Source organism: Paludisphaera soli, assembly GCF_011064595.1.
Classification (GTDB): domain Bacteria; phylum Planctomycetota; class Planctomycetia; order Isosphaerales; family Isosphaeraceae; genus Paludisphaera; species Paludisphaera soli.
This window is the reverse complement of sequence record NZ_JAALJI010000006.1, coordinates 114279-140782: the sequence shown is the minus strand read 5'-3', so window position 1 is coordinate 140782 and position 26504 is coordinate 114279. Positions and strand designations below refer to the sequence as shown.

Sequence of the window (26504 nt, the reverse complement as noted above, 5' to 3'; positions counted from 1 at the left end):
CAAGCGAACCGTCCGCCCACGATCGGGGAGAATGATGAACGCACGAAATCCAGGCCTCGCGATGGCGGCGATCCTCGCCGCGACCCTCTCCACGTCCACGGCCGCCGCGCCCCCCGAGACGCCCCCCGACCACCCCCTGCGGCACCCCGCCGGCTTTCGCATGGAGCCCGCCGGGCCGCTGCGGGAGTACCTGGACGCCGTCACGACGAACTGGCTGCTGCCGGGCCCGAAGGCGAACCCGGCCATCCTGGCGATGTTCGCCGACCGCGACCGACCGCCCTATCGCGACCTGCTCCCCTGGTCGGGCGAGTTCGCCGGCAAGTTCCTCACGGGCGCCACGCAGGTCTACCAGGCCACGAACGACCCCGCGCTGAAGCGTTCGCTCCAGGCCTACGTCCGCTCGCTCCTGCCGCTCCAGGCCGAGGACGGCTACTTCGGCCCCTTCTCGAAGGAGCACCGGCTGACGGGCACCGCCCCCAACATCCAGGGGAAGCCCGGCGGCTCGTGGGACGCCTGGGGGCATTATCACATGATGCTCGGCCTGATGACCTGGGACGAGGCCGTGGGCGACCCCGAGGCCCTCGCCGTCGCCGTGAAGATCGCCGACCTCCTCTGCGAGAAGTTCCTGGGCGAGAAGAAGCCCCGCCTGGTCGACACCGGCTCCACCGAGATGAACCTCGCCCCGGCCCACGCGCTCGTCTTGCTCTATGAGAAAACCCGTCGCGAGAAGTACCTGAAGCTCGCGAAGCAGATCGTCGACGAGTTCGCCGCGACGGGCCCCGACGGCGCGCCGCTGGCCGGAGACTACTTCCGGCGCGGCTTGGCGGGCGACGAGTTCTTCCAGACGCCCAAGCCCCGGTGGGAGAGCCTCCACCCCATGCAGGCCCTCGCCGCGCTGGGGCGGATCGAGAACGACGCCGACCGCCGCAAGGCGTATGCGAACCTCTGGTGGAGCATCGCCAGGCTCGACCGCCACAACAACGGCGGGTTCTCGTCGGGCGAGCAGGCGCAGGGCGACCCGTACCACGCCGGCGCCATCGAGACCTGCTGCACGATCGCCTGGCTGGCCCTCTCGGTCGACATGCTCAAGCAGTCGGGCGACCCGGTCGTCGCCGACGAGCTGGAGCTGTCCACGATGAACTCGGCGCTCGGGATGTTCTCCCCCTCGGGGCGCTGGAGCACGTACAACACGCCGATGGACGGCTTCCGCCAGGCGAACTTCCACGAGATCGTCTTCCAGGCCCGCCCCGGCTCGCCCGAGCTGAACTGCTGCTCGGTCAACGCCGCGAGGGGCCTGGGCCTGGTCTCGCAGTGGGCCCTCCTGGTTGACGACGCGACCGGCGGCCTGGTCCTCAACTGGTATGGGCCCGGCAAGCTGGCCGGCCGCCTGAAAGGAGGCGCGCGGGTCGGCCTGACCACCGAGACCGACTACCCGCGCTCGGGCCGGATCCGCATCAAGGTCGACGTCGACCGGCCGACGAAGTTCGCGCTCGGGCTCCGCATCCCGCAATGGTCCACGGCCACCAAGCTGGCCGTGGGCGGCGAGACGGTCGCCGACGTGAAGCCCGCGACGTACAAGACGATCGACCGCGAATGGAAGCCCGGCGAAGTCGTCGAGCTGGACCTGGACATGGCCCCGCGCGTCTGGCTCGGCGAGAAGAACTACGAGGGCCGCGGCTCGCTGTACGTCGGCCCGACCCTCCTCGCCTATGACGCCAGCCTGAACGACAACGGCCCCGACGACCCCGAGCCCATCGACGCCCGCTCCCTCCGCATCCTCCCCGCGTCCGACGCCAAGGGCCCGCAGGCTTCGATCGTCCTCGTGGAGGCGAAGACCGCCGACGGCAAGACCGTAAAGCTCCGCGACTTCGCCACCGCCGGCGCCGACGGCTCCCGCTACCGATCCTGGCTCCGCGTCGAGCACGCCGCCGCCACCCCCTTCTCCCGCGAACACTCCTTCCGCACCGGCCCGCCGACGGAGTGAGGCGGACCGGACGCGATGCAGGCTACGGGGTTGGCATGGGAAGAGTCGGGACGTGCATGGAGAGGACGGTGGAGGAGTCCTCGGCCCCCGGAGATCGGCCATGCGCGACCCCGACGTCATCGAGATTTTCGCCGTCCTCTGGATCATGCACGTCGTGGCGGCGCTGTTCTTCGGCCTGCCGGCCTGGCTGCTCGACCGTCGGCGGCTGACGTCGTTCGACGGGTCGTTGTTCGTCGTCCCCTTCGGCCTCTGGGCGGCGCTGATGCTCGCTGAGGTTTCTCCGAAGTCGCTCGGCAACCTGGTTGAGGCGGTCTTCCTCGGGGCGGCGATCGGCGTGTCGTTCCTCGTGAGGATGTTCGTCGGATCGGCCGCGCCGGAGCGATCCCGTTCTCTGGCCCACCTGGCCCTGGCGTGCTTGATCGCGCTGCTGCTTTACACGCTCACTCCGGGCCTCCCAGAATAGACGGCGGGGCGGATCGCGGGAGGTGGCGTCACCGTTCGGGAGCCGACGATGTCGAACGAGAAGCGGGGTCGATGGTTCGCGGTCGGATGTCTCGCCGCGTGCCTGGCGGGCCGGGCCTCGGCCGAGGAGCGGACCGAGCGGTTCGACCGCGATCCCGGCTGGGAGGGGCGGAACAACCGCTCGACGCATTTCGAGCCCCGGTCGGTCCGGCAGGACTTCGGCCACAGCCGGACGGCGCACGCCGGGGGAGGCGTCGGCGAGGTCGGCGGCTTCGTCTGCCCGGCGGCGGAGCCGGCGTACTACGCGAAGGCCATCCCCCGGTCGACGTTCGACCGCCCGATGTCGGCCTCGGGTACGATCGCGCTCGACGGCCGGCCGGTCCACGCGCTCGTCGGCTTCTTCAACGCGGGGACGCTCAACGAGTGGCGGACGCCGAACACGATCGCCCTGCGGGTCTCGGGGCGCGGCGACGTCTTCTACGCCTGGCTGGAGTACGCGACCTCGCGATGGCGGGCGGGGGGCGACGATCCCCGGGGGTTCTCCACGCCCGACCCTGGGACCGGCCGCGCCACGCCCATCGGCTTCACGGCGAAGGGGGCGGTGCATCGCTGGTCGCTCCGGTACGACCCCGAGGCGAACGGCGGCGGCGGCTCGATCACAGCGACGATCGACGACCGGACGGCCGTCTGCCACCTCGCCGAGGGCCACAGGGCCGACGGGGCGACCTTCGACCGCTTCGGGCTGATGACCGTCATGAAGTCGGCCGACTCCGGCGGCGAGGTGTGGCTGGGCGACCTGGCGATCGACGGCGTGCGGCAGGACCTCGCGGACGACCCCGGCTGGGAGGGGTTCCAGAACCGTCGGGAGTCCACGTCGACGAACGTCCGGCCCCGGTTCGATTTCGGCTTCAGCCCGACCCAGTTCGCGGGCGGAGCCGGCCCGGGCGAGCTCGGCGGCCTGATCTTCCGGGGCGACTGCCGCGAGCCCGCGCGGATGGCCTCCTACGCCGACCGGCTCGACGAACTCACCCTGCGTACGCCGATCCAGGCCTCGGGCCGCGTCGCCCTGCGCCGGGGGGTGACCGACAGCACGACGCTGCTCGGTTTCTTCGATTCCCGCGAGTCGATGACCGTCCGCGACTCCCAGGCCACGATGCTGCCGACGAACTTCCTGGGCGTCGCCATCGAGGGGCCCAGCCGCGAGGGCTTCTACTTCGCCCCCGCGCTCGCCACCCGCGACGGGGCTCGGCTCGCCGGCGCCGGCTCGCCCCACATCTACCCCGACGGCGCCTCGCACGCGTGGTCGCTGAGCTACGACCCCGAAGGACCCGGCCGGATCACCGTCCGGCTCGACGACCGCTCCGTCACCCTGGACGTCGGCGAGGCCGCCAAAGCCGACGGAGCCCGCTTCGACCGCTTCGGCCTGGTCACCACCTGGATCGACGGCAACGGCCAGCACGTCTTTTTCGACGACCTGACGTACACGTGCAGGCCGTGAAGTCGGAGCGGAATCGCCTGCGCGTCATCTCGGCCCCGCGACCGATTTCGCCCAGTCGGCGTGGATTTTCGTGAACCTCTCGACGATCTCGGGGTGGTCGGCGGCGAGGTTCTTCGTCTCGCCGGGGTCGGCTTCGAGGTCGGCGAGGAAGAGGGCGTCGGGGCCGGAGAGGGGGCGGTTCTGGTCGTCGCGGCCGTTGCGGACGAGCTTCCAGCGCCCTTCGCGGACGGCGTCCTGGCCGGCGGAGGACCAGGCGAGCGAGGCGTGCGGGGACGGGGCGTCGCGGAGGATGACCTCGGTCAGGGCCTTCCCCTCGAACGCGCCGGGCTCGGCCGATCCGCCGGCGGCGGCGAGGAAGGTGGGGGCGAGGTCGAACGTGCAGGCGACCTGATCGCGCACCTGTCCGGCGGGAACGACGCCGGGGCGGCGGATGATGCTGGGGACGCGGAGGCCGCCTTCGAAGAGGCTGAATTTGCGGCCCCGGAACGGGCCGTTGTCGCCGACGGGGCCGTCGCCGCGGGCCTCGGCCGTCGCGCCGTGGTCGCTCAGGAAGACGACGAGGGTGCGGTCGGCGAGCTTGTGCTCGTCCAGCCGGGCCAGCACGTCGCCGACGCTCTCGTCGACGACGGCGAGCGTCGCCGCGTATTTCGCACGCGAGGGGGGCAGGTGGGCGAACTTCTTGAGGATCCGCTGCGGGGCCTGCAGCGGGTAGTGCGGCAGGTTGTAGGCGACGTAGAGGAAGAACGGCCCGTCGCGGTTCTCGTCGACGAAGCGGAGGGCCTCGCGGGTGACGATGTCGGCCAGGTACGTCCCGTCCTCGTAAACCTCGCGGTCGTCGCGGCGGAGGTCGTGGAAGTGGGGGGCGTCCCAGTAGAACGTGTGGCTGAAGTTGTCGACGCAGCCGGCGAAGAAGCCGAAGAAGCGGCCGAAGCCCTGGTCGTTGGGAGCCGCGCCCGGGGCCGAGCCCAGGTGCCACTTGCCGACGGCGGCCGTCGCGTAGCCCAGCGGCTTGAGCCGCTCGGCGATGGTGATTTGCTCGGGCGGCATCCCGGGCTTGCCCGGGTAGGAAGAGACGTTGCCCGGCACCCCGGCCCCCTGCGGCGACCGGCCCGTCAGGAGCGCCGCGCGCGACGGCGAGCAGACCGGCGCCGCCGAGTACCACGACTTGAACCGCAGGCCCTCGGCGGCCATCCGGTCGATGTTCGGCGTCCGCAGGTCCTTCGACCCGTAGCAGCCGAGGTCGCCGTACCCCTGGTCGTCGCTGAAGAAGACGACGATGTTCGGCCGGTCGCCCGGCGGCGGGACGTCGGCCCTGGCGACGAGCGGGCCGACGGCGAGGAGGACAAGGAGACTCGCGGAGAGGTGCTTCATGGTGGATGGGCCTTCTGGAGCATCCGGAATTCGTCGGATCGCGGCGTATGCGAAGGTCGAGTTCGGCGGCAGGCCTGGCGCTCGACCTGATGCGCCTCGATCGATCCCTACTGGTTCGCCGCCTCGGCCTCTTGCAGAAGCCCTTCCACGACCTTGTCGAGGAGTGAGCCGACCAGATGCTTGGAGCGGATGACCCCCTTGGCGTCGATCACGAACACGGTCGGGAACCCCTGGACGTGGTAGCGGGCGCAGATCGGCCCTTCGCCGATCCCGGCGTCGAAGAAGTGGGGCCAGGTCATCCCCTCGCGGCTCGCGGCTTCGATCCCCTTTTCCTTGTCCTCCTCGCAGTCGACGCCGAGGATCGCGAACGGCCGGTCCTTGTGGCGTGCGGCCAGTTCGCGCTCGTGGGGCGCCTGGTCCAGGCAAGGGCCGCACCACGATCCCCAGAAGACAAGCAAGACGACCTTGCCGCGGTAGTCGCTCAGCTTCAGGGGCGCGCCGTCGAGCCCCGGGCCCTCGATCTCGGGCGCGGGCCTGCCGACGGCCAGGTTGCGCAGCTCGTCGAGGGACGCTCTCGCCTCCTCGCCCAACGTGGGCCGCCGCGCCTTCGGAGCGTTGGGAACGTTCGCGTATTCGGCCATCACGCGCTCGAATGATCGCTCGGCCTCATTCGCTAGGGCGACGGGATCCAGCGAGCGGAGGTGCGCCTCGTAGGCCGCCTCGAAGACAGGCTTTCCCAGCTTCGTCGTCGGCTTTCCGGACGGGTCGGCCTCCTCGAAGGGCAATCGGAAGGGCGACGCCTCGCCGGCGAGAAAGGCCACGACTTCGGACTTCATGAGGAGGTGGCGCCCCAGGGCCAGGCACGCGGTCCCCTTCACTTCGCGACTCCTCGCGCCGGCGTCCATCGCGGCGCACAGCCGATCGAGCTGCGGCGACTGACGGTCGCTGAGCGAGAGGGTCGCGCGGGCCGCTTGCAGGTCGTCCGCGTGACTTCCGATCAGGAGGTCGATCGCACGCGCGAGCGCCGGGTTCTCGCGACGATCCGTCCGCATCGTCCCGAGGACCCACAGCAACGCGTCCCGCGAGGCCGGATCTCCCGGGTTGGCGGCGGCCAGGTCGACGAAGCGGTTCGCATACGCTCTGGAGTCGGGATACAAGGGTTTCGCACGGGCCTCGTAATCCGCCTCGTCCTTGGCCTTGGCGGCCTCCGCCATGTAGCGTTTCATCGCCGAGTCATATTCGGCGAGGATCGCCTCGTAGCCCTCGCGGAGCTTGGGATCGTCGAGAGTTGAGCCTCCGGAAGGGATGGTCGGCGCGATCAGGAGCAGGGTCGCGAGGAACCTTAGTCGCCCGGACGAGATCATGCGCGAGATTCCTTTCCTTGGGTACATACGACTGGATCCACCGGTCAGTCCAGTTGCGGCCGGCGATCGCCGTAGGTCCAGGGCTTACCCGTGAAGGGGTTGAGCGCCGGGGCCCTAGGGGCGACGCCGGGCGTGAGGCCGGCGGCCAGCTCCAAGAGCGCGTCGGCGATCTTGCGGCCGGCGGCGGGCTCCAGGTTGCTGTAGCTGGTCAGGCGGGTCTCGTAGCCGCCGCCGGTCTGGGGGTCGAGCGCGTTCTCGTGCGGGACGTAGCCGACGACGTCGTTCGCCAGCGAGACCGGGAACGTGAACGGGAATTTCGACCCGGCCTTCAGGTCCAGGCCGTACTGGCAGAAATACTCGGCGGGCGAGGTCAGGAAGACCGCCGGGCCGACCTGCACGGCCTGGACCTCGGTCTCGACCACGGGCTCCCGCGCGATCCGCGCATCCAGGACGACCGTCTCCTTGGCGAAAGCCCAATCCGTCGTGTCGACGCTCGCCTTGTCCGGCTTCTGGATAAGCTCCAAAGCCGCCGCGACGTGCTCGGGCGAAGGCTTGCGGCGCGGGATGGAGAGTTTGCGCGAGGTCGCCGCCACCGGGACCATCGGGCCGGCCTGGCGTTCCATCGCGACGAGCGCCTTGCCGGCCTCGGCGCCGACGGTGCCGCCGACGAGCCGGGCCGACCCCTCACCGAACTGGGCGGCCTGGTAGGGTAGGCGATTGTCGACCTGGGTGACGTCGCCCGCCATGCCGGGGACGAAGACGACCTTGGCGTCGTCCCCCATCAGGCCGCGGATCGCCCTCTCGATGTAGTAGACGTAATCCGCCGAGATCCCGCCGGGGCCGGTCGTGCAGTGGCAGGCGAAGTTCACGACGCAGCCGAGGAACTTCCCCTTCTCGTCCCACGCGCCCAGGACGCCGACCTGGGGGTCGACCGGGCCGGCGGGCTCGACGATGTCCGGGTTGCCGACGCCCGGGTGGGTCATCGCGTGGCCCTGCTTCATCAGGAATCGGCGGTTGAACGCGACGTTCTCGGCCAGGCCGAAGCCCGCGCCTCCCCGGGCCGGGACGCGGTTGGCGTCGGCCTCGACGACCGCCTCGACGATCCCCGCCTTGACCTTCTCCAGGTACGCGGCGTCGGCGATCACGGTCTCCTTCTCGACCATGTCGCGGACCAGCGGCGAGGCGTCGGCGAACTCGCCGGGGAGGAACAGGCCCGTCGGGCCGCCGCTGTGGGTGTGCGAGGCGGAGACCAGGATCGAGCCGGCGGGGATGCCGGTCTTCGCCTCGATCGCGGTCCGGACCTCGCCCACCGTCTTGCCGCGGATGAACAGCGCGTCCAGGCCGACGATCGCCACCCGGTTCGCCCCGTCGTCGAAGACCGCCGCGCGGGCCTTGCAGGGGTCGTGGAAGGTCCTGTGATAGGCCTTGCCGTAGCCCCCCGGCGCCTCGTCGCCGATCTTCGGCGAGACGTCGCGCTCGGCGAACCCCGCCTTGAACGTCGGCTTCTCCTCGGCCCTCGCCGCCGAGACGGCGCCCAGAACGACCGCGAACGCCGCCAACCCACGCATCGCCTTCTTCATCGTCGACCCCTCGTCCCGCGATGTTCAACACCGAAGGAATCGAGGGTGCGGCATGGATTCCGGAGAATCAAGAGGGGGGCGGAGGCGTCCGCGCCGGGCGGCCCCTGCCCAGCGCCACGCCCGAGACGGCGGCGGGCGCCGAACCGCTTCTCCTCGGGGGTCGGCGGCGCGCCGGCCAGGGGGGTGTCGAAACCGAGGACGATCCCGTGCAGGATCAGGATGAGTCCCAGGTAGGCGGTCCAGATCGACGCCACCTCTCCGGGCCGCTCCAGGCGGCCGAGGACGCCTCGGGCCAGATACCAGAGGCCCAGGGCCGCAAGCGCGGGATAGCCGACGAGGAACGCCAGGGGGAGGAAGACGACCGTCAGCGTGACGCCGATCAGGAACGCCCCCAGGCAACCGAACGGGCCTCGAAGCATGGGCGCTTCCTTGCGTTTAGGCCTCCACGGCACCGCGACGTCTTCACGACCCGTCGCCGGTCGTGAGCAGCAGCAGCGGCCGATTCAGCGCGTCGGCCAGGCGAGCGGCCACCTCCCCGCCCTGATCGACGTCTCGACTCCAGGCGACCGGGACGTCCGCAAGCGCTCCGCCGCGACGCGCCAGGAGGCCGAGCCGGTCCAGATCCACCAACCCGTCGGGCCCCCCATGAGATCCGCGACGGAGCGTCACGGACTCGACGTCGGCGATCGCGAACGCGTCCCCGGACCGAGGGATCTCGATCGAGCCTCGCTCCTGATCCACGACGAGTAGAGGGCCGCGCGACGCGTCGCACCGCGAGACGGCGTACTCCAGCGCCAGGATCCCCGGGACGAAGAGGGCCGCCGCGACGAGCGACGGGGCCGCGAACGAGCCCTCGAACACCGCCCCCATCACGAGGAAGGCACCCGTCGTGGTCGCCAGTTGCAAGGCCGTGCGCGGGATCTCGAGCGGGGCCGGCTCGATCACGAACCGGCCCGATTCCTCCAGGACGCGGAGGCCGCGCCGGGCGAGGTCCCGCGTCTCGCGAGGTCCGACGACTTCGGCTTCCGACGCCTGCGTGACCTGGCCCATGATCGTCGGCCTCCGCGCAACCCGACCGGGGGGACGCATCGCAACCATCGGATCGAAGTATGACCCGCCCTGGCCGGCGGGTCAATCGGCGTGCCGGCGGGTCGCGTCAGAGGTCGACGCGGCGGCCTTCGCGGGCGGATTCCTTCTCGGCGAGGACGAGGCGGACGGTCTCGCGGGACTGGAAGGGGGTGACGACGGGTTCGAGGGTCTCGCCGGCCACGGCGCGGGCGAAGTGGTCGATCTCGCGCGTGTAGCCGTCGCCGGGGGGGAGTTCGGGGGTGTAGGCCTCGCCCTCGGCGGGGCAGACGCGGAAGGCCGGGGTGCGGGTGCAGTCGAAGACGATGGTGGCCTTCTCCAGCACGATGTTGAAGCTCATCTCGAAGCCGAAGGTCGGCGCCATCCGCCAGGTGCTCTCGGCCACGACGGCCGGGCCGCCGGGGTAGAAGTACTGGCTGGAGATGTAGGCCAGCGGCGGGTCGGCGATGCTCGACACGGCGGCGGGCAGGCCGAACAGGTAATGGACGTAGTCCGTGTCGTGGATGTGCAGGTCGAGCGGCTGGCCGCCCGAGCGCGACTCGTCGGCGAACCAGTTGTCCGGGCTCCAGTTCGGGGCCGTCGAGAACCGGCGGAAGGTGGCGGCGATCGGCTTGCCAAGCTCGCCCGAGTTCACCAGGTCGCGGGCCGCGACGTACTCGGGCCAGAACCGGATGCAGTGGCCGATCTGGAGGATCTTGCCCGTCTCCTCGGCCGCGGCGACCATCCGGTCGCACTCGGCCGGGTTGAGCGCCATCGGCTTCTCGCAGAGGACGTGCACGCCCGCCTTCAGCGCCTTGATCGTGGTGTCCGGGTGGACGAACGTCGGCAGGGTGATCGAGATGGCGTCGACCTCGCCCGAGGCGAGCATCGCGTCGAAGTCGGTGAACGTCTGGATGCCCGTCAGGTCGATGTGGTCGGCCGCGCCCTGGACGTTCCCCTTGGGGGCCCCGCCGGCGTCGGCCAGGACCTTCGGGTTCGCCTCGCAGATGGCCGTGATCGTCGCCCCCGGCTGCGACTTCCAGCAGCGGTAGTGCATCCGGCCCATGAAACCCAGCCCGACGATCCCGACCCGAATCATGAGGACGTCCTTCGATGTTGCTCAAAGAATGCGTACAATACGACGCGGCGGGGCCGCCTCGCGGGACGGTCCTAACATACCAGCCCGGGGCCGGCGATCCAAGGGCCGCCGCGGCCGGGCGTCCGACGAAGGCGAGGGGGGCTGCGATGCGACAGGCGGCAAGGCGGACGATCGCGGCCTGCTTCGGGCTGGCGGCCCTGACGGTCGCGCCGGGCTCGTCCCGCGCGCAGGCGGCCGCCCCCCCGGAATCGTTCTTCGCCCTCGTGGCCGAGCCCGACCGCGAGGCGGCCCGCGGCTTCTACGCCAAGCATCTGGACGTCGGCGGGCTGCCGGTCGCCGCCTCGGCCGAGGTCGACGACCGGGCCCTCGTCCGCACCCGCGAGATCGTCTCCCGGATGCTCGCCGGCCGGCCCGACCTGATCCGAGCGATGGCCGAGCGGGGGATGTACCTGGTCGTCATCGGCAAGGACCAGGTCTACACCGACATGCCCGAATACCGCCGCCACCCCGACCCGGCCTTCGTCAACGAGCGCGTGCGCGGGACCGGCGGCCGGCCGACGAGCTTCGGCGAGGAGAACCTCCTCAGCCTGCCGCTCGACCGCTACGACGACGAGAGCATCGCCGTGCACGAGTTCGCCCACACCATCGACTCGACCCTGGCCGCCGTCGAGCCCGACTGGAAGGGCCGCCTCCGCTCCACCTACTGCGCCGCGATCGACAGGGGGCTCTACCGCGACGCCTACGCCGCCGGAAACCCGGCCGAGTACTGGGCCGAGGTCGTCCAGGCGTACTTCGACTGCAACCGCGTCAACAACTGGAACCACGGCCCCGTCGGCACGCGCGAGCAGCTCAAGGCCTACGACCCCGACGGCTACGAGCTGGCCCGCTCCGCGTTCAAGCTCGCGCCCGAGCAGGACTGGCGCTACTCCTGGCTGCAAACCCTGCCGAACGTCGAGCCGCCGCCGGCCCGATCCGGGTTCGACGCCCACTACAAGAAGGCCACCTGGGCGCGGAGCTTCCCCGTCCTCGGCCGGGGCGCCAGCGACCGGGCGATGCTGCGGGCCAACGACGTGATCCGCAAGATGTTCGCCTACCGCCACGACGTCCTGAAAGCCCTGATCGACGAGGGGCTCCGGCTCATCGTCCTGGGCCCCGAGGAGTCGATCGCCGGCCTCCCCGAATGGGGCGATCTGAAGGGCAAGGACGTCGACGCGCTCTCGCGCCATCTTGAATACGCGCCTGGCCTGGGCCTGATGGTCGTCGGCGAGGAGAACGTGCTGGGCGACCCGACGGCCCCGAGGACCGGCGGCGATCAGGTCGTCCGGGCCTTCGCCGGGGCCATCCTGCGCGGCCCCGGCCGACGGCCGGCCGTCCCCGGGCGCGACCCGAACGACCGCGACGTGCAGCAGTACGAGCTGCGCGTGAAGCGGCTGGACGCGAGTTTCGACGCGCGCCTCAAGTCCCTGTTCGAGGCCGCGACCGCCGCCGGCAAATGGCGGGGGACGGCCGCCGCGCGGGACCGAGACGCCTACTGGGTCGAGGGCGTCCTGGCCTACTTCGACGCCCAGGGCCAGGTCCCCGCCCCGGCCGACGCCCCCGCGCCGATCGCGACCCGCGAGGCCCTGCAGACCTACGACCCGGGCCTCTTCGGACTGGTCGACGAGACGATGGGCTATCGGGGGAAGGTCGACTGGCGGCTCAATCGAAGTCGTAGACCGTGACGTCGACCCCCTTCGCGACCAGCTCCTCGGCGACGATCGGCTCCACTCGCTCCCAGGAGCCGCCGGCCAGGCCGCACCCGATCCGGGGCATGTGCACGCTCGCCTTCAGCGCCGCCGCCTCCACGGCGAGCCGTCGCAGGCAGGCCTGCAAGGCGTCGTAGCGGATCGGCGGGCCGTTCGAGCCGGTCTTCGTGCCGCGCTGGGCGACCATGTTGGCGACCCAGACGTAGGGCTCGACCGCGACCACCTGGACGGCGCCGAGGGCGAAGTCGTTCTGCGCGCGATGTCGATGCCAGCCCCGGTAGGCCTCTTCCGGCCCTGGCCAGCGATTCGAGATCGCCAGGACGAAGCCCTTGCCCCAGCCGCCGAGGTCGTTGCAGACGTGGGCGATGAGCTTGTTCCCCTTCGCCTGGGGCCGCGTGGCGTCGCCTTGCAGGTATCGGATCGTGGTCATCACGCGGTCGCTCCCGGAGCTGGCCCCCCGCCCGGCGGGCCCATCTGCTCCTTGAGCAGACCGATGAACTCGCGGAAAAGTTCGACCCCCGGGCGCGCCGGGGGGTCGTGGGGATGGGCCTCGGCCCATTCGAGGGCGAGGATCAGGGGGACGAACCGCTCCAGGAAGTGCTCGGCCGGCGGCACGTCCCAGCGGGCCAGGGCGTTGAAGGTCTTGAGCGGGAGCTGGATGCGGACGACGTCGGCGGCCGAGCCCTCGGCGCAATGCTTCGGGTCGGACGTGACGAGGTACTCGCGGCAGGTGACGGGGCGTTCCTCGTAGATCGAGCACGACTCGGCTTCGAGGAACGGGCAGGGGATCTTCAGCCCGAAGTACGCGCCGGTGAGGGCGTCGACCTGCGCCGGCGTGAGCCCTCCGGCGCGTCGGAGCGCCGGCATGAGCCCGGCGGCGTCCAGGCGGCGGAGGGCGGCGGCGAACCGGGCCAGGATCTCGCCCCGGCGCGGCTCGGGCAGGTCATGGACGACCTGGCGGAGCCGGCGGGCCTCGACCTCGGAGACGTTCACCAGCATCCGGCAGCAGGCCCCGCAGCCCGGCCCGCACGAGACGCATGCGCCGAGGCCCTCGACCGCCGCCGAGGTCTCGCCCACCACCGCGTCCGCGATCGCCCGCGCCGCCGGCAGCAGGTCCGAGAGCGTCGTCGGCCCCGTCGGCACCCCGAGCGCCCCGCGAAGCTCCCACGCCCCGGCGTCCAGCACGACCTCCACCGCCTCGACATCGGCCGCCGGCCTCGCCTCGTAACGTTCGGCCATGAGAGCCTCCAAGGACGTGAAAGCCGCGACCGGACCGGAACCCTCGCCGCTCGAATTTCCTCAGTAGAACCGCGTAAGCATCGCGACCTTGCCGACGCACCAGGCGACGGCATCGAGGACGTCGCGACGAGGGGTGCGGTGACTGTCGAACCACGAGCGGAACTCGCCGCGACTGGCCGCGTCGTCGACGAACGAGCCGAGGCGGCTCCACGGCCCGGCGGGCCGATCCACGCCGGCGCCGCGGAGGAGGTCGAGCAGTGCGAAGAGGCTGTCGGCGACCATGGCGTCCTCGTCGCCGTCCTCGCACTGGATTCGATAGAGCGAGCCGGCGACGTCGCACTCGACGGCGATGCGCCCCGGGTTCTTCGCGATCGAGCGAACCTCGGGGTCGCACCGATCCAGCACGTTGCGGACGCGTTCAGGCTCGGTCACGAAGGCGAGACGGCCGTCGACGAGGATCGGGCGGTCTTCACCGTCCGCGAAGAACCTCACCACGGCGTAGAGGTCCGCCCGTTCAGAGCCAGGATCGAGCCGGAAGCCGGCGAGCGCGACGTCCGAGGGTTGGCGGGGCGGGCGGGCCGCTCCGTCGTCCGCTCCGGGATATCTTCGGCGATAATCCTTGCCTCGCTTTCGGGAGGCGAGCGGACGCGGGGCGGGATGCTCCCACGTCGATGGTTCGCCCGGATGGCCCGGCGGAAAATAGGCGAAGTCGGCAAGTTCCAGGACGCCGTACCGGGGCGAGGAGTTCACGGTGAACTCGACGCGTTCGCCGTCCCGGACGTAGCGGCAGCGTGGAGTTTCGCCCTCGTCCAAAGCCCGGTGCATCTCGAAATGGCCGTTCGATCGATAGGGTTCGTAACGACGCGGGCCGGGCGAAAGCGGCGCGCGTTCGTCGAAGAAGCAGCCGACGACTTCGCCGTTGAATGAGAACTCCTGACCGAATTGCATGGGCATGGCACCTGCTTCCACTCACGCGTTGCAGTCACTCCTCTCGCCTTGAATGGGCTTTGCCCCCTAGGCGAGGTTCTGCATGCAACCCGAGTCACTTCTTGGCCGCCTCCGCCTTCAGCTTGGCCTTGAGCTTGGACATCTTGGAAGGCAGGTACGTCTCGATGTAGCCGTGGTAGGGGTTGTTGCGGGCGAAGTCCTGGTGGTACTCCTCGGCGGGGAAGAAGGCCTCGAAAGGGACGATCTGGGTGACGATCGGCGACTTGCGGCCGCGGCTGGCGTTCAGGGTCTTCTTGGCCTCCTCGGCGAGGCGCTTCTGGTCGTCATTGTGGTAGAGGATGATCGAGCGGTACTGGGGGCCGTGGTCGGGGCCCTGGGCGTCGACGGTGGTCGGGTCGTGGGCGATCCAGAAGTAGTCGAGGAGCTTGTCGAACGGGACGACGTTCGCGTCGTAGGTGATCTGGATCACCTCGGCGTGGCCGGTGAGGCCGGTGGAGACCATCTCGTACGTCGGGTTGGCGACGTTGCCCCCCGAGTAGCCTGAGACGACCGACTTCACGCCCGGGATCCGCTCGAAGACCGCCTCGGTGCACCAGAAGCAGCCGCCGCCGAACGTCGCCTGCTCCAGCTTCGGCTTCTTGGGCTCGGCGTCCTTCTTCGCGGGGGTTTCGTCCTTGGCCTCGGCCTTCGTCGCGTCGGCCGCCTTCTCCGTCGTCTTCGCTTCCTGCGCGAAGGCGACGCCCGCCGCGAGCGCGATCCCGAGTCCGAGGCCGAGCCGCCAGGCCTGCTGAAGCATGCTCATCCGTCTGCGCTCCTGGTGAAGACGTCCGATCCGAGCCGAGTCGATCCCGCGCGGGACCTCATGCGCGTCCAGGACCATTGTCGCGTGCCTCGCGCGAGATTCCAGCCCCGATCCGGCACGCGAGAACCGACCGACCCTCAACGGCAGGAGAAGCCGGCGTAGCAGCGGCGCGTTCGCGTGTCGTAGCACCCCGAGTAGGAGCATTCCCCGTCCCCCTGGAAAGCCACCCCCTCGGTCAGGATGACGTCCGGATGAACGACGCCCTCCCGGTCGATGGTGAACCCCGCGCCCGGGCGCTCGGCCGTGATCGGGACGACCCGGAAGCCGTGCCCGCGACGCCAGGCTTCGAAGCCCTCGCGATCGACGTCGAAGGACACGGAGGAGCCCCTCGGCGTGCTGACGAACGAGACCCTCAACGCCGTCGCCGGGATCGCGAACCGCTGATGGATCGTCCCGTTCGCCTCCTCGGGGCGCACCTCGAAGCCGACCGTCGTCCAGTTCGAGGCCATCGCGGCGACGAACGCCAGGGCCAGGGCGGGCAGGACGAACCATCGCCAGCGGATCGCTCGGGGCGGCGTCATGCGGGGCCTCCGGATCTCCTCTCGTTCGCCCTCGGTCACATCGACAAGGTCGCTCGATTGAAGTAGGCGACGGTGGACCAAAGCTCGGCGCCGTGGACGAACACGACCATACAGCCAGGATCACACTCGGTTAAGCCGGGCCAAGGCAGGTAGGTGACGACGAACTGATCCGCGTGGCCGGCGAAGATCTCGGCGGCGGATTCGGGCCAATCGAACTCCCCGGAGCAGCAGGAGGCGACCGTCTGCCAGACGCCGGCGGGCACCGCGAAGATGCGACGCATGACGGGCTGGAACCGTTTCAATGAGAGGAGGTCTGCCGCGATGGCGTGCAGATTCTCTTGTAGGAGATCTGGCTCTTCCATAGATCGCCTCGGGGCCGCCGGGCATGTGGTGGATGAACGGGAACCGGCCTGTCCGGGACGCCGACGCTCACGACGCGGCCGGGTTACGCGCGGGGCGAATCCGCCGGGAGAGGCTTCCAGGCGTACTGAGACCGTTGCTCCGGCGTCGCGACGTGGATGAGCATCTCCCGATCGCACGCCCCGAATGCGACGAAGTTGGCGCGGCCCTGGCGAAGGCTCATCTTGTTGCAGAGCGAACGCTCGTCCAATCGGTCGCCGATGAAGGCGTCGTCCTCCCAAAAGCAGACCTTGCAGATCAGGCTCCGACCTCGCTCCGGGAGCGTGACATAGCCACAGCAGGGGCACTGCTCGCGAGGCGTCGGATCTCTGGGAGCGTACCAGGGCATGGGGAGAGCCTCGCCGTCGCAGTATAAGGGTGCCAGGTCGACCACAACGATGGCAGTCGCCAGACCGGACTTTCAGAGCACACTCCGATGCCGTCCTCGCATCCGACGCTCGCACCGGCCAGTGGTCCGTACGCCTCGCGGGGCCGCTTGACCGTCGCACGACGGTGGGGCTCGGCTCGATGTTCATCGTGACGGTTCTTAACCGTCCTTCGCACGTCGGATCGGCGGGGATGGGAGCGTTTCCGTCCATCATCTCGAAGCGAGCCGAGCCCAAGGTCGGGTGATACCATATCTCCGTCAACCTGCGCGTCCCAGGCGGGCGAGGAGGGTGGCGTGGAAGGCCGGGGCGTCGGCCTCGCGGGGGAGGCCGGAGACCTGGCCGTCGCCGAGTTCGACGATCATCCAGGCGCCGTCGCGGCGGCGGGCGACGTCCATCGCGAAGAAACGGCTCGGCACGCGGGCGGCGGCCTCGGCGAAGTCCGCGACCGGCGGCGGCTGGCCGGCGGCCTCGAAGCCTTCCCAGTAGGGGGTGTGGAAGATCGGCTGGCCGTCGAGCCAGAAGATCCGGTGCTCGTCGACGATCGGCATGCCGCTGCGGGGGTGGGTCCCGATCGGCTGGAACTCGACGTACTCGCGGAAGACGAGACCCCCCGCCAGGTCGTCCCCCTGGAGTTCCCGAAAGCGGCCGACGACCCGCGCCACGGCCTCGCGGTCGTCGGAGCGGGGGAGGAAGCAGGCTTCGAACCACTCGTGCTTCCGGCTCTTGACGAAGTCCTTGACGATCGCCGGGCCGCCGCCGAACGTCGCCAGCGACGCCATGATCCGGTCCAGCCCCGGGTCGCCTTCCAGCCAGACCGATCGCGGCGTCAGCCCGGCGATCGCCTCATAAGAATCGGGCAGGTGGTGACAATGGCGGTATTGCGCGGGGTCGTTCACCAGGCGGATGTTGCGTCCGGCGAGCGCGTCGTGGAGGACGGCGTAGTGCGCGGGCGTCGTCATCCAGCCGCGATAGACGGCCGTCGTCGGCTCGGGCCGCTCGGCGACGCCCCGCACCATTCGGCCCGGGGACTCGCCGCGGACCAGGGCGTCGTGATCGATCAGGATCCGTTCGACGTCCAGCGCCTCGGCCGCCTGGACCTCGGCCCGGAAGGACCGGTCGGGACGTGCACTCTCCAGGGGGTCGCGGCAGAAGACCAGGAGCATCGCGAGAGCCTCCGCGGGTCGGGTCGGTCGACGGTGCACCCGCGTTCGGGCCCGCCGCACTTTAGCAAAAACATCCGTTCGCGATGGCAAATCTTACAACGAAGGGGCGCAATCACACCCCGGGCAATCCCTGCAAAACAAAACAACCGCCCGTTCGCCAATCCCGACGCATATTCCACGCACGCCCCGATTTCCCGCAGCTTTCATAATCGTCCCAAGTTCAAGGCTAGTCGCGGACGATAAAGAGGTCCGATGGCGGAAGCGGGGAGGGCGGGCGCGTGGTCGCGTCGGACTCCGCGTTGACGGGCTTAGGGGGATGGGCTATGGTGCCGCCGCCTGGGGGAGTGGTCCGACCTGACGTCGGCCATCGGTCCGCGGGCCGGGCAGGGAGGCCCAGGATGGCGACGATCTCGGAAGCGACGACGGCCCCGGAGACGGAGGCCGAGGCCCTGGCGTTCGCCCGACGCGTCCTCCGGGACGAGGCCGCCGCCCTCAACGCGGTGCGCGACCGGCTCGACGGCTCCATCGTCCGGGCGGCCCGGCTGGTCCACCAGTGCCAGGGGGGCGTGATCGTCACCGGCATGGGCAAGGCGGGCCTGGTGGGGCAGAAGACCGCCGCCACGCTCGCCTCGACCGGCACGCGGGCCTACCCGCTGCACCCCGCCGAGGCCGTCCACGGCGACATGGGCCGGATCCGCGACGGCGACGTGGTGGTCGCCTTCTCGCAGAGCGGCGAGACCGAGGAGGTCCTGCGGATCCTCCCGTCGATCCGCCGGATCGGCGCCCGCCTGATCGCCGTCACCGAACGCGCGGCGAGTTCGCTAGGGCGTTCGGCCGACGTCTGCATCGCGATGGGGACGATCGCCGAGGCCTGTCCGCTCGGACTGGCCCCCTCGGCCAGCACGACGGCGATGATGGCCGTGGGCGACGCCCTCGCGCTCCTCGTCTCGCGGATGCGTGAGTTCACCCCGGAGGACTTCGCGCTCTACCACCCGGCGGGGAACCTCGGGCGGAGGCTGACGCGCGTCGAGGACGTGATGCGGACCGGCCGCGACGTCCGCACGGCCCGCCCCGAGGAGACGGTCCGCCAGGTGTTCGTGCGGCTCGCCGGCCCCCGGCGGCGCTCGGGCGCGGTGCTCGTCCAGGATCACCAGAACAAGCTGCTGGGCATCTTCACCGACAGCGACCTCGCCCGCCTCTTCGAGAAGCGGCGCGAGTCCGAGCTGGACCGGCCGATCGCCGAGGTGATGACCGCCGACCCCTTCCGCACGACCGTCGGCGCCATGCTGGGCGAGGCGGTCGAGCTGATGAAGGGCCGCAAGATCAGCGAACTCCCCGTGGTCGACGAGGGCGGCCGGCTGGCCGGCCTGATCGACGTGACCGACCTGATCGGGACGCCCCCCGAGGACTTCGAGGAGTGACGCGCGTGACCGATCCGGGACCCCCGACGGCCGCCCCCGCGGCCGACCTCGAAGCCCGATGCGCGGCGATCCGGATCCTGGCCGTGGACGTCGACGGCGTCCTCACCGACGGCCGGATCATCGTCGACGACGAGGGGGTGGAGTCGAAGAACTTCCACGTCCGCGACGGCCTGGGCTTCGCGCTCTGGCACAAGGTGGGCAAGGGGTCGGCCATCCTCTCGGGCCGCCGCGCGAAGGTCGTCGAGCGGCGGGCGGCGGAGCTGAAGATCCAGCGGGTGGTCCAGGGCCTGGACGACAAGGCGGCGGCCTTCCGGGCGCTCCTGGAGGAGACGGGGGCGACGGCGGAGCAGGTCTGCTACGTCGGCGACGACCTGATCGACCTGCCGGTGCTGCGGGCCGTCGGGCTCGCCGCGTGCCCGGCCGACGCCGTGGAGGAGGTCCGCGAGGCGGCCCACCTCACGACCCTCGCGGCCGGCGGGAACGGCGTGATCCGCGAAGTCGTCGAGGTCGTCTTGAAGGCCCAGGGGCTGTGGCACGGCGCTTGCGGCTGCTACCTCGCGCCGGCGACGTGAGCAGGCTGGGGCGGGGTCGCCCAGGCCGCCCGGGGATGGTCCCCCCGACGCGTCCGAGGCGGCCCACCGCGTGAACCGGGTAACCGCCGACGTTGTTACGGAATGTCGAACACGTGCTCAAGAAACTCTTCAAGCTGGCGACGGTCCTGGGCCTGCTGACGGCGTCGCACCTGGCGTACGTGCGGACGTTCGACCTCGTCGTCGGCCGCCTCCGCGCGGCCCGGCACGTCGACCCGCTGGAGTTCGCCGCCCACGACTCCGACAACAAGCGGCTGGTCCGGGAGACCGCGGAGCGCGTGTTCGGCCGGGACCACTGGACCAACTCCGACGACCTCCTCCGCTACGTCAGCCAGGAGAAGGGGATCATCCTCTTCGCGGCCGAGTTCTCCCGCCCCATCGAGAGCGGCGGCGTGAAGTTCGACGGCAAGCGGATCGAGGTGAAGCCGGCGGCCCTCGTGCTCGGCTCCCCCAAGAAGGGGGGGGGCACCAAGACCTTGACCAGCGAGTCGGCGACGATCGACTTCGACAAGGCGTTCGGCCTGACCCTCAAGCCCGGCGAGTCCTCGCCGAGCGTCCGATACGCCCGCCTGGAGCGGGACGTCATGATCAAGGACGACCGGGGCACGCCCGACGACCCCAAGGACGACCTGATCATCGGCCCGCTCACCGACGTCGAGTACATCGACGACGGGATCGCCCCCCTGATCCGCACCAACTCCGACGTCGTCGTGGTCGACCGCAACCTCCGCGTCACCGGGACCGGCCTGGAGATCCAGCTCCGCCCCAAGCTCGACCCCAACGCCCCCGGCGGCCGGGCCTCCGGGTTCGACGGCGCGCAGCAGCTCACGCTCCACAAGCACGTCCGCACCACGTTCCTCGACGTCGGCCGCACCGGGATGCTCCCCGACCTGGAGGCCAAGGGGGCCGCCGGCGCCGCCAAGCCGGTCGCGGCCCCGGCCGAGCCGATCCCGCTCGACGTCCAGTGCGACGGGCCGCTCGTCGTGGCGCTGCCGCACACGCCGCCGGCCCCGCCGGTCGGCCCCCCCCAGCCGTCCGACCCGACCTACGTCGAGTTCCGCAACAACGTCGTCGTCCGCCGCGGCAAGCTTGGCGAGCTTCCCGACCAGCTCACCTGCGACACCCTCCACCTCACGCTCCTCCCCGGCGAGAAGAAGCCGGCGGCCGTCGAGGCCGAGGCGAAGGACGACAAGGAGAAGGGCGACGCGTTCGGCGGCCTGACCCTGCGCCGGGTGAAGGCCAGCGGCCACGCCGTCTGGCTCCAGATGCCGGCCCAGGGGGTCAAGATCCTCTGCGTCGAGCTGCTCCACTACAAGGAGCCCGCCTCGGGCAAGAACACCACCGTGTTCAACGGCGGCGGGCCCAAGAAGCTCTGGCTGGAGAAGCGCGACCTGGCCGCCGCCGCCCCCGGAGCCGGCCCGGGCAAGCTCCAGTCGGTCACCCACGTCTGGTGCTCCGACGCCACCCTCACCGACGACGGCGACCCCGACCACGCGGCGCTCGTCGCCAACGGCCCGGGCCTGCTGGAGAGCCGGCCCGCCCTGGGCGCGAACGACCCCCCGCGCGACGTTCCGCCGGCCCGCACGGCCGCCTGGCGCGAGCAGCTCTGGGTCCAGAACGAGGCCGTCGAGGAGGGCCGCGTCCCCGGCCGGGTGCTGGTGCTCAAGGGCTCGCCGAAAGTCGAGGACCGCGCCCAGAACGCCTCGCTGGAGTCCGCCGACCGCATCGTCGTCTGGCTCAACCCGGACGAGAAGAAGACTCTCACGCAGGACGGCCGCGAGGTCGTCCCCGCCTCGTTCGTCGAGCCCGACCCGGCCGCCCCGCCGAAGGCCCAGGCCCTCCCCAGCATCCGCCGGCTGCTCGCCGTGAAGGACGTCCACCTCGTCGACGCGACGCGGGACCTCCGCCTCCGCGACCGGCTCGACGTGGACTTCGAAGCCGGGACCGTGGCCGCCTCGCCCCCGCCGACCCCGGCCCCGGCGGCGAAGCCCGCCGCCCCCGCGCCGGCGCCGACCGTCAACGCCGAGGACGCGCCCGACCTCACGCCGGTCCCCGCGCAGGGCGCCGCCGCCGGGCCGAAGCCGAACGGCCCCAAAATGACCGCCCGGGCCGAGCGAGCCCAGGCCGTGGTGATCGTCGGCCCCCGGCCGCCCGCCGCCGCCGGAGCCCCCGCCCAGGCCGTGGCCGCGGCCTCGAACGAGCCGGCCTACGAGCTTCGCGACGTCGAGCTGCGGGGGAGCGTGCAGCTCCACCAGGAGCCCGGCGAGGGGAAGACCGTCGGCACCGACGCCACGGGCGAGGTCCTCGTCCTCCGCAACGAGGCCAAGGGCCAGGTCGTCTTCGACCTCTACCACCACGACCAGCACTCCGCCAGGGGCCGCGCGATCGACCCCAAGAAGGCCCCCAAGGCCCGCGTCTCCACCGAGGAGATGACCATCGAGGCCGACACCATCGGCGTCGACCAGAAGGCCGACCAGGCCTGGGCCTACGGCGAAGGCAAGCTCACCCAGCTCACCGACCGCTCCTTGTTCACCGACCGCAACGCCGAGGGGCTTGACGCGGCCGCCGCCGAGGCCGAGGCGAAGGCGAAGGCCGACGGCGAGGCCCCGAAGGTCCGCAAGCGCGGGGGCAAGGTCCTGTCGACCAAGGTGCCGATCGTCCTGACCTGGACCAAGCTGATGACCTTCGAGGGGATCTCGCAGGATCCGCTCAAGCGGCCCGCCGCCAAGATCAAGTTCCTGGGCCGGGCCCACGCCCAGATGGAGGACTCGCTCCTCCACGGCGAGGACTCCATCACCATCTACACCGACCGGCCGATCCCGCTGGTCGACGCCGGCAAGCTCAGCGGCCGGTCCAAGCCCAAGGCCCCGGCCGACGCCGAGGCCGGCGCCGGCGAGGAGCCCGAGCCGAAGGCCGACCTGGCGATGATCGAGGTCGTCGGCACGCCGAAGTCGCGGGCCGTGGCGATCACCCGGAAGGTCCACCCGGACCACCCCGTGCTGATCAGCCAGCAGCGGATGGAGGCCGGCTCGCTGCTCTACGACCGCCGCACCGGGACGTTCCGCGCCCCCGGCCCCGGCGAGGTCTTCCTCTACGACCGCAAGGCCGACCCGACCAAGGAGTCGCCCCCCGCGTTCGACGCCGCCGCCGTCGCCGTCCGGCCCACCGCGTTCCGCCCCGGCGAGGACGGGCCCGACGCCCGCGACCAGATCGCCGCCACCCCCGACGCCCCCCGCCGGGCCGGGGCCGCCGGCGCCGCGCCCGGGGCCAGGCCCGCGTTCCCGCCGCTCGTCCTCACGCAGATCAAGTTCGTCCGCGACATGCGCGGGCGGTTCGGCTCGGGCGTGGGCGACGACGTGGACGAGCAGCGTTGGGCGGAGTTCTTCGGGGCCGTGGAGACGGCCCGGGGCAACGTCGCCAACGAGGCGGTCCGGTTCGACTACGACCGGCTCCCCGCCGACGCCGCGTTCCTGACCTCGGAGATGCTCCGCGTGATCAACGAGCCCCCGCCGCCGGGCGCCGCGAGGACCTCGGGCGGGCGGAACTTCCTCAAGGCGTGGGACAACGCCTACGTCCGCGCCCGCGACACCGCGCTCCAGGCCGACGTGATCACCTACGACTCGCTCAACGACCTGGTCTACGCCAACGGCCTCGAAGGCCGCCCGGTGCAGGTCGTCCAGCAGGCGGGGGTCGGCCAGTCGGCCTCGCCGGGCCGGGCCTCGTCCGTCCAGTTCAACCCCAAGGAAGGCTCCGTGCAGGTCACCGACCCGCGCTCCTTCCAGCTCATCGACACCCGCACCGGCACGCGTCCCGGCGTGATCAAGCCCTCGCAGATGATCCCCAAGGAGGCCCCCAAGCGGACCAAGCCGTTCCGGCCGCCGACCAACCCCGCCGAGCGCAAGGGCTTCACGGGACGCTGAGATGAGCACCTCTTCCCTTCCCCCCCGGTGGGGGAAGGTGCCCCGAAGGGGCGGATGAGGGGGAACATCAAGGCGGACTCCACGAGGACGCGACGGCGAATCGGCCCGGCCGGTGCTCCGGCGGCCTTCTCGATCGCCCTCCCCTCATCCGGCATTCGGCCACCTTCCCCCGCCCGGGGGGGAAGGGGTTGAGAGATCATCTTGTCTGCATATGGCACCCGCTCGCAGGGCCCGTGGGGCGGGCGGCCTCGCCCGCCGGAGGGGGCGTCGGGCGGCGGGGCCTCATGGCTCGCACCACGGCCGGCCCGCCTGATTCTCCGGACGGTCTTCGTGCTCGTCCTCCCCCTCTTCCGGCCTTCGGCCACCTTCCCCCGCCAGGGGGGAAGGACTTTCCGATCGACAAATCTACATAAAACTAAAATCCTAGTCACGCGCCGGGGTAGCGGAAGTGCCAGCCCTCGACCGCGCGGACGGACTCCAGGTCCTCCTGGGTGAAGCCGTAGCGGGAGAACCAGGGGGAGCCCTCGGCGCGGACCTGGGCGTCGACGTCGGCGATCCGCTTGAGGGCGACGTCGGCCAGGAACGCGGCGCGGGACGGGGCGTCGTCCTGGAGGAAGTACTCCTTCCAGAAGGCCCGGCCGCCCAGCACGCCCGAGGCCCCCGCGCGGAGGGCCATCTCCACCTGGTCGCGGTACTGGTCGTAGTCCACCCCGGCCGACAGCAGGACCCACGGGCGCTCCGACACGGCGTCGAGGGCCGTCAGGTTGTCCTCCAGCTGCTGGTCGCTCTCGCGGTCGAGCGTGCCGGGGAACTCGGCCTTGTAGACGTCGCAGAATCGGCTGAGGATGCGGGCGGTCTCGATGACCGTCTCGGCCTTGCGGTCGAGGAACGAGTCGTCCTTCTTGGTCTCGCCGCCGAACGGGAAGGCCACGGCCTCCAGCAGCAGCAGCAGGTCGTGCTTCCGGCACTCCTCGTAGACGCGCTCGACCATCGCCAGGTTGGCGTCGGCCGTCTCGGGCTCGGTGGGCTCGAACTGGGCGAGGAACTTGATCGCGTCGGCCCCCATCCGCTTGGCCTTCTCGACGCCCCAGCCGGGCTCGATGGTGGCCATCGGCGCCCCCTTGGGGGACATCTGATACTTGGTGCGCTCCAGCCGGAGCAGCAGCCCCTTGTGCGGCGGGATCGCGCCCGAGGCGACGGCCGACCACGCGCCGTAATACGGGTCGATCAGCACGCCCGACGCCGCCGGCGCCAGCCCGCGCATCAGGTCGAGCTTGGCCTCGACGACTTCTTCATAGGTCGGGTCGCGGTCCTCCCCGGCGCGGCGGAGGGCCTTGCCGGCCATGTCGATCACCGAGTTGTTCTGGTCGAGCGCCAGCATGGTGAGCGTGCCGTTCGGGTTGCTGATCCGCTGCAACCCCCGGAGCTTGCCGGGCGTCAGCCCCTTGGCCGCCAGCACGAACGCCCCCTGCTTCTTCGATCCGTCGCCGAACGTCATGGCCCGCCTTCTTCCCGATTCGACCCGCCGCTTGCTTGAACCAGGCCGCGCGACGCGGCCCTCGAAGGGTTCATTCTACTCGACCGACCGCCCTCGGAGGATCTCTGGCACGCGCAGGCCCGGAGATGCGAGGATGGCGGGAGTCAGGTCGGGTCGAGTCGGCCCAAGCCACCGGACTCCAGCCAGGCGAGGCCGCGTCATGCCGTCGCTCGCGAAACGGGGGATGTACCTCGCGACCCTGGCCCTGATCGTCGGGGCGATCGTCGCCGAGACCGTCGCCAAGAACCACGCCGCCCGGGGCATGATGACGCTGGCCCGGGCTTCGGGCGGCCGGGGCGACATGGAGGCGGCGAAGGCGACGGCCTCGGGGGAGGTGCGGGCGTCCGGCGTCTGGACGTGCGTCGGCCTCGGCCTGGCGGCCCTCGCGCTCGGTTCCTGGGCCGCCTCCTCCTTTAGGGGCGAGGCCGGCCCCTGGGCGATCCCCGCGCTCCTCTTCGCGTCGTACGCCTTCTGGCTCATGCTCCTGGTCTAGCATCCCAGTCCTCTTGCGAACGGATCCCGGACGATGATGTCGCTCCGCCTGCCCCGCGCCCTCCCGCTGATCGCCGTCCTGCTCGCGTCCCTGCCCGCCTGCGCCCCGACCTCGAATTCCCCCTCCGGGGCCGAGCCGAGCCCCGTGGAGCAGGTGGGGCAGCTCCTGCGGACCTACCAGGAGCAGAACAAGCCGGCTCCGAAGTCGCTCAAAGACGCCGAGAAGCTGGGCGCGGCGCTCCCCCGGGCGCTGGAGGCCCTGCGCTCGGGCGAGGTGGTGATCTACTGGGGGGTGAACCTCGACGAGTACGGCGGCGCGTCGGTGATCGGCTACGAGAAGGACGTGCCCGAGAAGGGGGGCGTCGTGATCCTCGGCGACGGCAGCACGACCGAGGTGACGGCCGAGGCCTTCCAGGGCCTCCCCAAGCCCCCGGCGAGCAAGCTCAACCCGTCGGCCGGCGGCAAGGCGAAGGGCTCGCGCTGAACCGCGGCGAGAGACCTCGGCGGAACCGACCGCCCGGAGATTGGGTTCGTTCGAGCGAAGCCAATCCGGCTTTGATTGCCCCAAGGTTTTTCCTTCCATAGCGTTGCGTCGCAAGCCGGGCCTCGGAAATTGGGTTCGTTCGGCGCGCTTTCGCCGTCTTTCTCGCGCCTTGGAAGTCACGGGGTCGGTCGCCCCGTGGACCGGCCGGGGGCTTCGGCGACGGCTTGGACCGGCCCGACGCCGATTCACGGTTCCTCCGAACCCGTGGCACGCGGCGTCCCGGATTTGGGTTCGTTCGCGCGAAGCCAATTCGACGTCGACAGCCTCAAGTCACTCATACGGATCCTTTTACGTCGCAAGCACGGCCTCGG

The 26504-nt window shown here is 70.9% G+C and carries 24 protein-coding genes; 9 read left to right on the top strand and 15 right to left on the bottom strand.

Features of this window, described 5'->3' with window-relative positions; all coding sequences use genetic code 11:
* Positions 1 to 31 precede the first annotated feature (31 nt).
* The 3 genes from G6O68_RS10195 to G6O68_RS10185 all read left to right on the top strand — a co-directional run bounded on the left by G6O68_RS10195 (position 32) and on the right by G6O68_RS10185 (position 3944).
* On the top strand, positions 32 to 1984 hold the full coding sequence (locus tag G6O68_RS10195; protein ID WP_165247279.1) for a beta-L-arabinofuranosidase domain-containing protein: 1953 nt from the start codon (positions 32 to 34) through the stop codon (positions 1982 to 1984).
* A gap of 100 nt (positions 1985 to 2084) precedes the next feature.
* Entirely contained in the window at positions 2085 to 2447 is a 363-nt protein-coding gene (locus G6O68_RS10190; RefSeq protein ID WP_165247277.1) for a hypothetical protein, read from the top strand.
* 48 nt (positions 2448 to 2495) lie between these two features.
* A complete protein-coding gene (locus G6O68_RS10185) occupies positions 2496 to 3944 on the top strand; it encodes a hypothetical protein (RefSeq protein ID WP_165247275.1) in 1449 nt (482 codons plus the stop codon).
* Positions 3945 to 3968: 24 nt separating this feature from the next.
* Here G6O68_RS10185 and G6O68_RS10180 read toward each other — a convergent pair whose 3' ends face one another.
* From G6O68_RS10180 to G6O68_RS10155, 6 genes are all read right to left on the bottom strand, one after another.
* Positions 3969 to 5315, bottom strand: a complete 1347-nt coding sequence (locus tag G6O68_RS10180; RefSeq protein ID WP_165247273.1) for a sulfatase family protein — start codon at positions 5313 to 5315, stop codon at positions 3969 to 3971.
* Positions 5316 to 5422: 107 nt separating this feature from the next.
* Positions 5423 to 6679, bottom strand: a complete 1257-nt coding sequence (locus G6O68_RS10175) for a TlpA family protein disulfide reductase (protein ID WP_165247271.1) — start codon at positions 6677 to 6679, stop codon at positions 5423 to 5425.
* 44 nt (positions 6680 to 6723) lie between these two features.
* On the bottom strand, positions 6724 to 8259 hold the full coding sequence (locus G6O68_RS10170) for a hypothetical protein (RefSeq protein ID WP_165247269.1): 1536 nt from the start codon (positions 8257 to 8259) through the stop codon (positions 6724 to 6726).
* Positions 8256 to 8678 carry a hypothetical protein gene (locus G6O68_RS10165; protein ID WP_165247267.1) on the bottom strand — a complete coding sequence of 141 codons (423 nt, stop codon included), beginning with the start codon at positions 8676 to 8678 and terminating at the stop codon, positions 8256 to 8258. The genes G6O68_RS10170 and G6O68_RS10165 overlap by 4 nt, the downstream gene beginning before the upstream one ends.
* 43 nt (positions 8679 to 8721) lie before the next feature.
* A complete protein-coding gene (locus G6O68_RS10160) occupies positions 8722 to 9309 on the bottom strand; it encodes a hypothetical protein (protein WP_165247265.1) in 588 nt (195 codons plus the stop codon).
* A 106-nt stretch (positions 9310 to 9415) separates the two neighbouring features.
* Positions 9416 to 10423 carry a Gfo/Idh/MocA family protein gene (locus G6O68_RS10155; protein WP_165247263.1) on the bottom strand — a complete coding sequence of 336 codons (1008 nt, stop codon included), beginning with the start codon at positions 10421 to 10423 and terminating at the stop codon, positions 9416 to 9418.
* Between the two features lie 146 nt (positions 10424 to 10569).
* Between G6O68_RS10155 and G6O68_RS10150 the strand changes: the two genes are divergently transcribed.
* Entirely contained in the window at positions 10570 to 12144 is a 1575-nt protein-coding gene (locus G6O68_RS10150) for a hypothetical protein (RefSeq protein ID WP_165247261.1), read from the top strand.
* On the opposite strand, the gene G6O68_RS10145 is transcribed toward G6O68_RS10150, so the two are convergent.
* The 8 genes from G6O68_RS10145 to G6O68_RS10110 form a co-directional block, all read right to left on the bottom strand.
* On the bottom strand, positions 12122 to 12598 hold the full coding sequence (locus tag G6O68_RS10145) for a macro domain-containing protein (protein WP_165247259.1): 477 nt from the start codon (positions 12596 to 12598) through the stop codon (positions 12122 to 12124). The genes G6O68_RS10150 and G6O68_RS10145 overlap by 23 nt on opposite strands.
* Positions 12598 to 13407, bottom strand: coding sequence for a YkgJ family cysteine cluster protein (locus tag G6O68_RS10140; RefSeq protein WP_165247257.1), 810 nt, complete (start codon positions 13405 to 13407; stop codon positions 12598 to 12600). The genes G6O68_RS10145 and G6O68_RS10140 overlap by 1 nt, the downstream gene beginning before the upstream one ends.
* Before the next feature lie 60 nt (positions 13408 to 13467).
* Entirely contained in the window at positions 13468 to 14361 is an 894-nt protein-coding gene (locus G6O68_RS10135) for a hypothetical protein (protein ID WP_165247255.1), read from the bottom strand.
* Positions 14362 to 14449: 88 nt separating this feature from the next.
* Positions 14450 to 15157, bottom strand: coding sequence for a peptide-methionine (S)-S-oxide reductase MsrA (msrA, locus tag G6O68_RS10130; RefSeq protein WP_165247253.1), 708 nt, complete (start codon positions 15155 to 15157; stop codon positions 14450 to 14452).
* Positions 15158 to 15294: 137 nt separating this feature from the next.
* A complete protein-coding gene (locus tag G6O68_RS10125; RefSeq protein WP_165247251.1) occupies positions 15295 to 15738 on the bottom strand; it encodes a hypothetical protein in 444 nt (147 codons plus the stop codon).
* A gap of 35 nt (positions 15739 to 15773) precedes the next feature.
* Positions 15774 to 16100 (bottom strand): hypothetical protein, encoded by a 327-nt coding sequence (locus G6O68_RS10120; protein WP_165247249.1) that lies wholly within the window; start codon positions 16098 to 16100, stop codon positions 15774 to 15776.
* Positions 16101 to 16183: 83 nt separating this feature from the next.
* Positions 16184 to 16486: a CPCC family cysteine-rich protein gene (locus tag G6O68_RS10115; protein ID WP_165247247.1), complete on the bottom strand. Its 303-nt coding sequence runs from the start codon at positions 16484 to 16486 to the stop codon at positions 16184 to 16186.
* Positions 16487 to 16783: 297 nt separating this feature from the next.
* Positions 16784 to 17689, bottom strand: a complete 906-nt coding sequence (locus G6O68_RS10110) for an ATP-grasp domain-containing protein (RefSeq protein ID WP_165247245.1) — start codon at positions 17687 to 17689, stop codon at positions 16784 to 16786.
* A gap of 398 nt (positions 17690 to 18087) precedes the next feature.
* Between G6O68_RS10110 and G6O68_RS10105 the strand changes: the two genes are divergently transcribed.
* The 3 genes from G6O68_RS10105 to G6O68_RS10095 all read left to right on the top strand — a co-directional run bounded on the left by G6O68_RS10105 (position 18088) and on the right by G6O68_RS10095 (position 23620).
* Positions 18088 to 19110, top strand: coding sequence for a KpsF/GutQ family sugar-phosphate isomerase (locus G6O68_RS10105; protein WP_165247243.1), 1023 nt, complete (start codon positions 18088 to 18090; stop codon positions 19108 to 19110).
* Between the two features lie 5 nt (positions 19111 to 19115).
* Complete coding sequence (locus G6O68_RS10100; RefSeq protein ID WP_165247241.1) at positions 19116 to 19682, top strand: KdsC family phosphatase; 567 nt, start codon at positions 19116 to 19118, stop codon at positions 19680 to 19682.
* Positions 19683 to 19795: 113 nt separating this feature from the next.
* Positions 19796 to 23620: a hypothetical protein gene (locus G6O68_RS10095; protein ID WP_165247239.1), complete on the top strand. Its 3825-nt coding sequence runs from the start codon at positions 19796 to 19798 to the stop codon at positions 23618 to 23620.
* A 427-nt stretch (positions 23621 to 24047) separates the two neighbouring features.
* Here the strand turns inward: G6O68_RS10095 and G6O68_RS10090 are convergent, their stop codons facing one another.
* A complete protein-coding gene (locus G6O68_RS10090; RefSeq protein WP_165247237.1) occupies positions 24048 to 25118 on the bottom strand; it encodes a tagatose 1,6-diphosphate aldolase in 1071 nt (356 codons plus the stop codon).
* 199 nt (positions 25119 to 25317) lie between these two features.
* Between G6O68_RS10090 and G6O68_RS10085 the strand changes: the two genes are divergently transcribed.
* Together G6O68_RS10085 and G6O68_RS10080 are read left to right on the top strand one after the other, a co-directional pair.
* On the top strand, positions 25318 to 25650 hold the full coding sequence (locus G6O68_RS10085; RefSeq protein ID WP_165247235.1) for a hypothetical protein: 333 nt from the start codon (positions 25318 to 25320) through the stop codon (positions 25648 to 25650).
* 33 nt (positions 25651 to 25683) lie between these two features.
* The gene (locus tag G6O68_RS10080; RefSeq protein WP_165247233.1) at positions 25684 to 26133 is read left to right on the top strand and encodes a hypothetical protein; all 450 of its coding nucleotides are present in this window, start codon (positions 25684 to 25686) and stop codon (positions 26131 to 26133) included.
* The last annotated feature ends 371 nt before the right edge of the window (positions 26134 to 26504 follow it).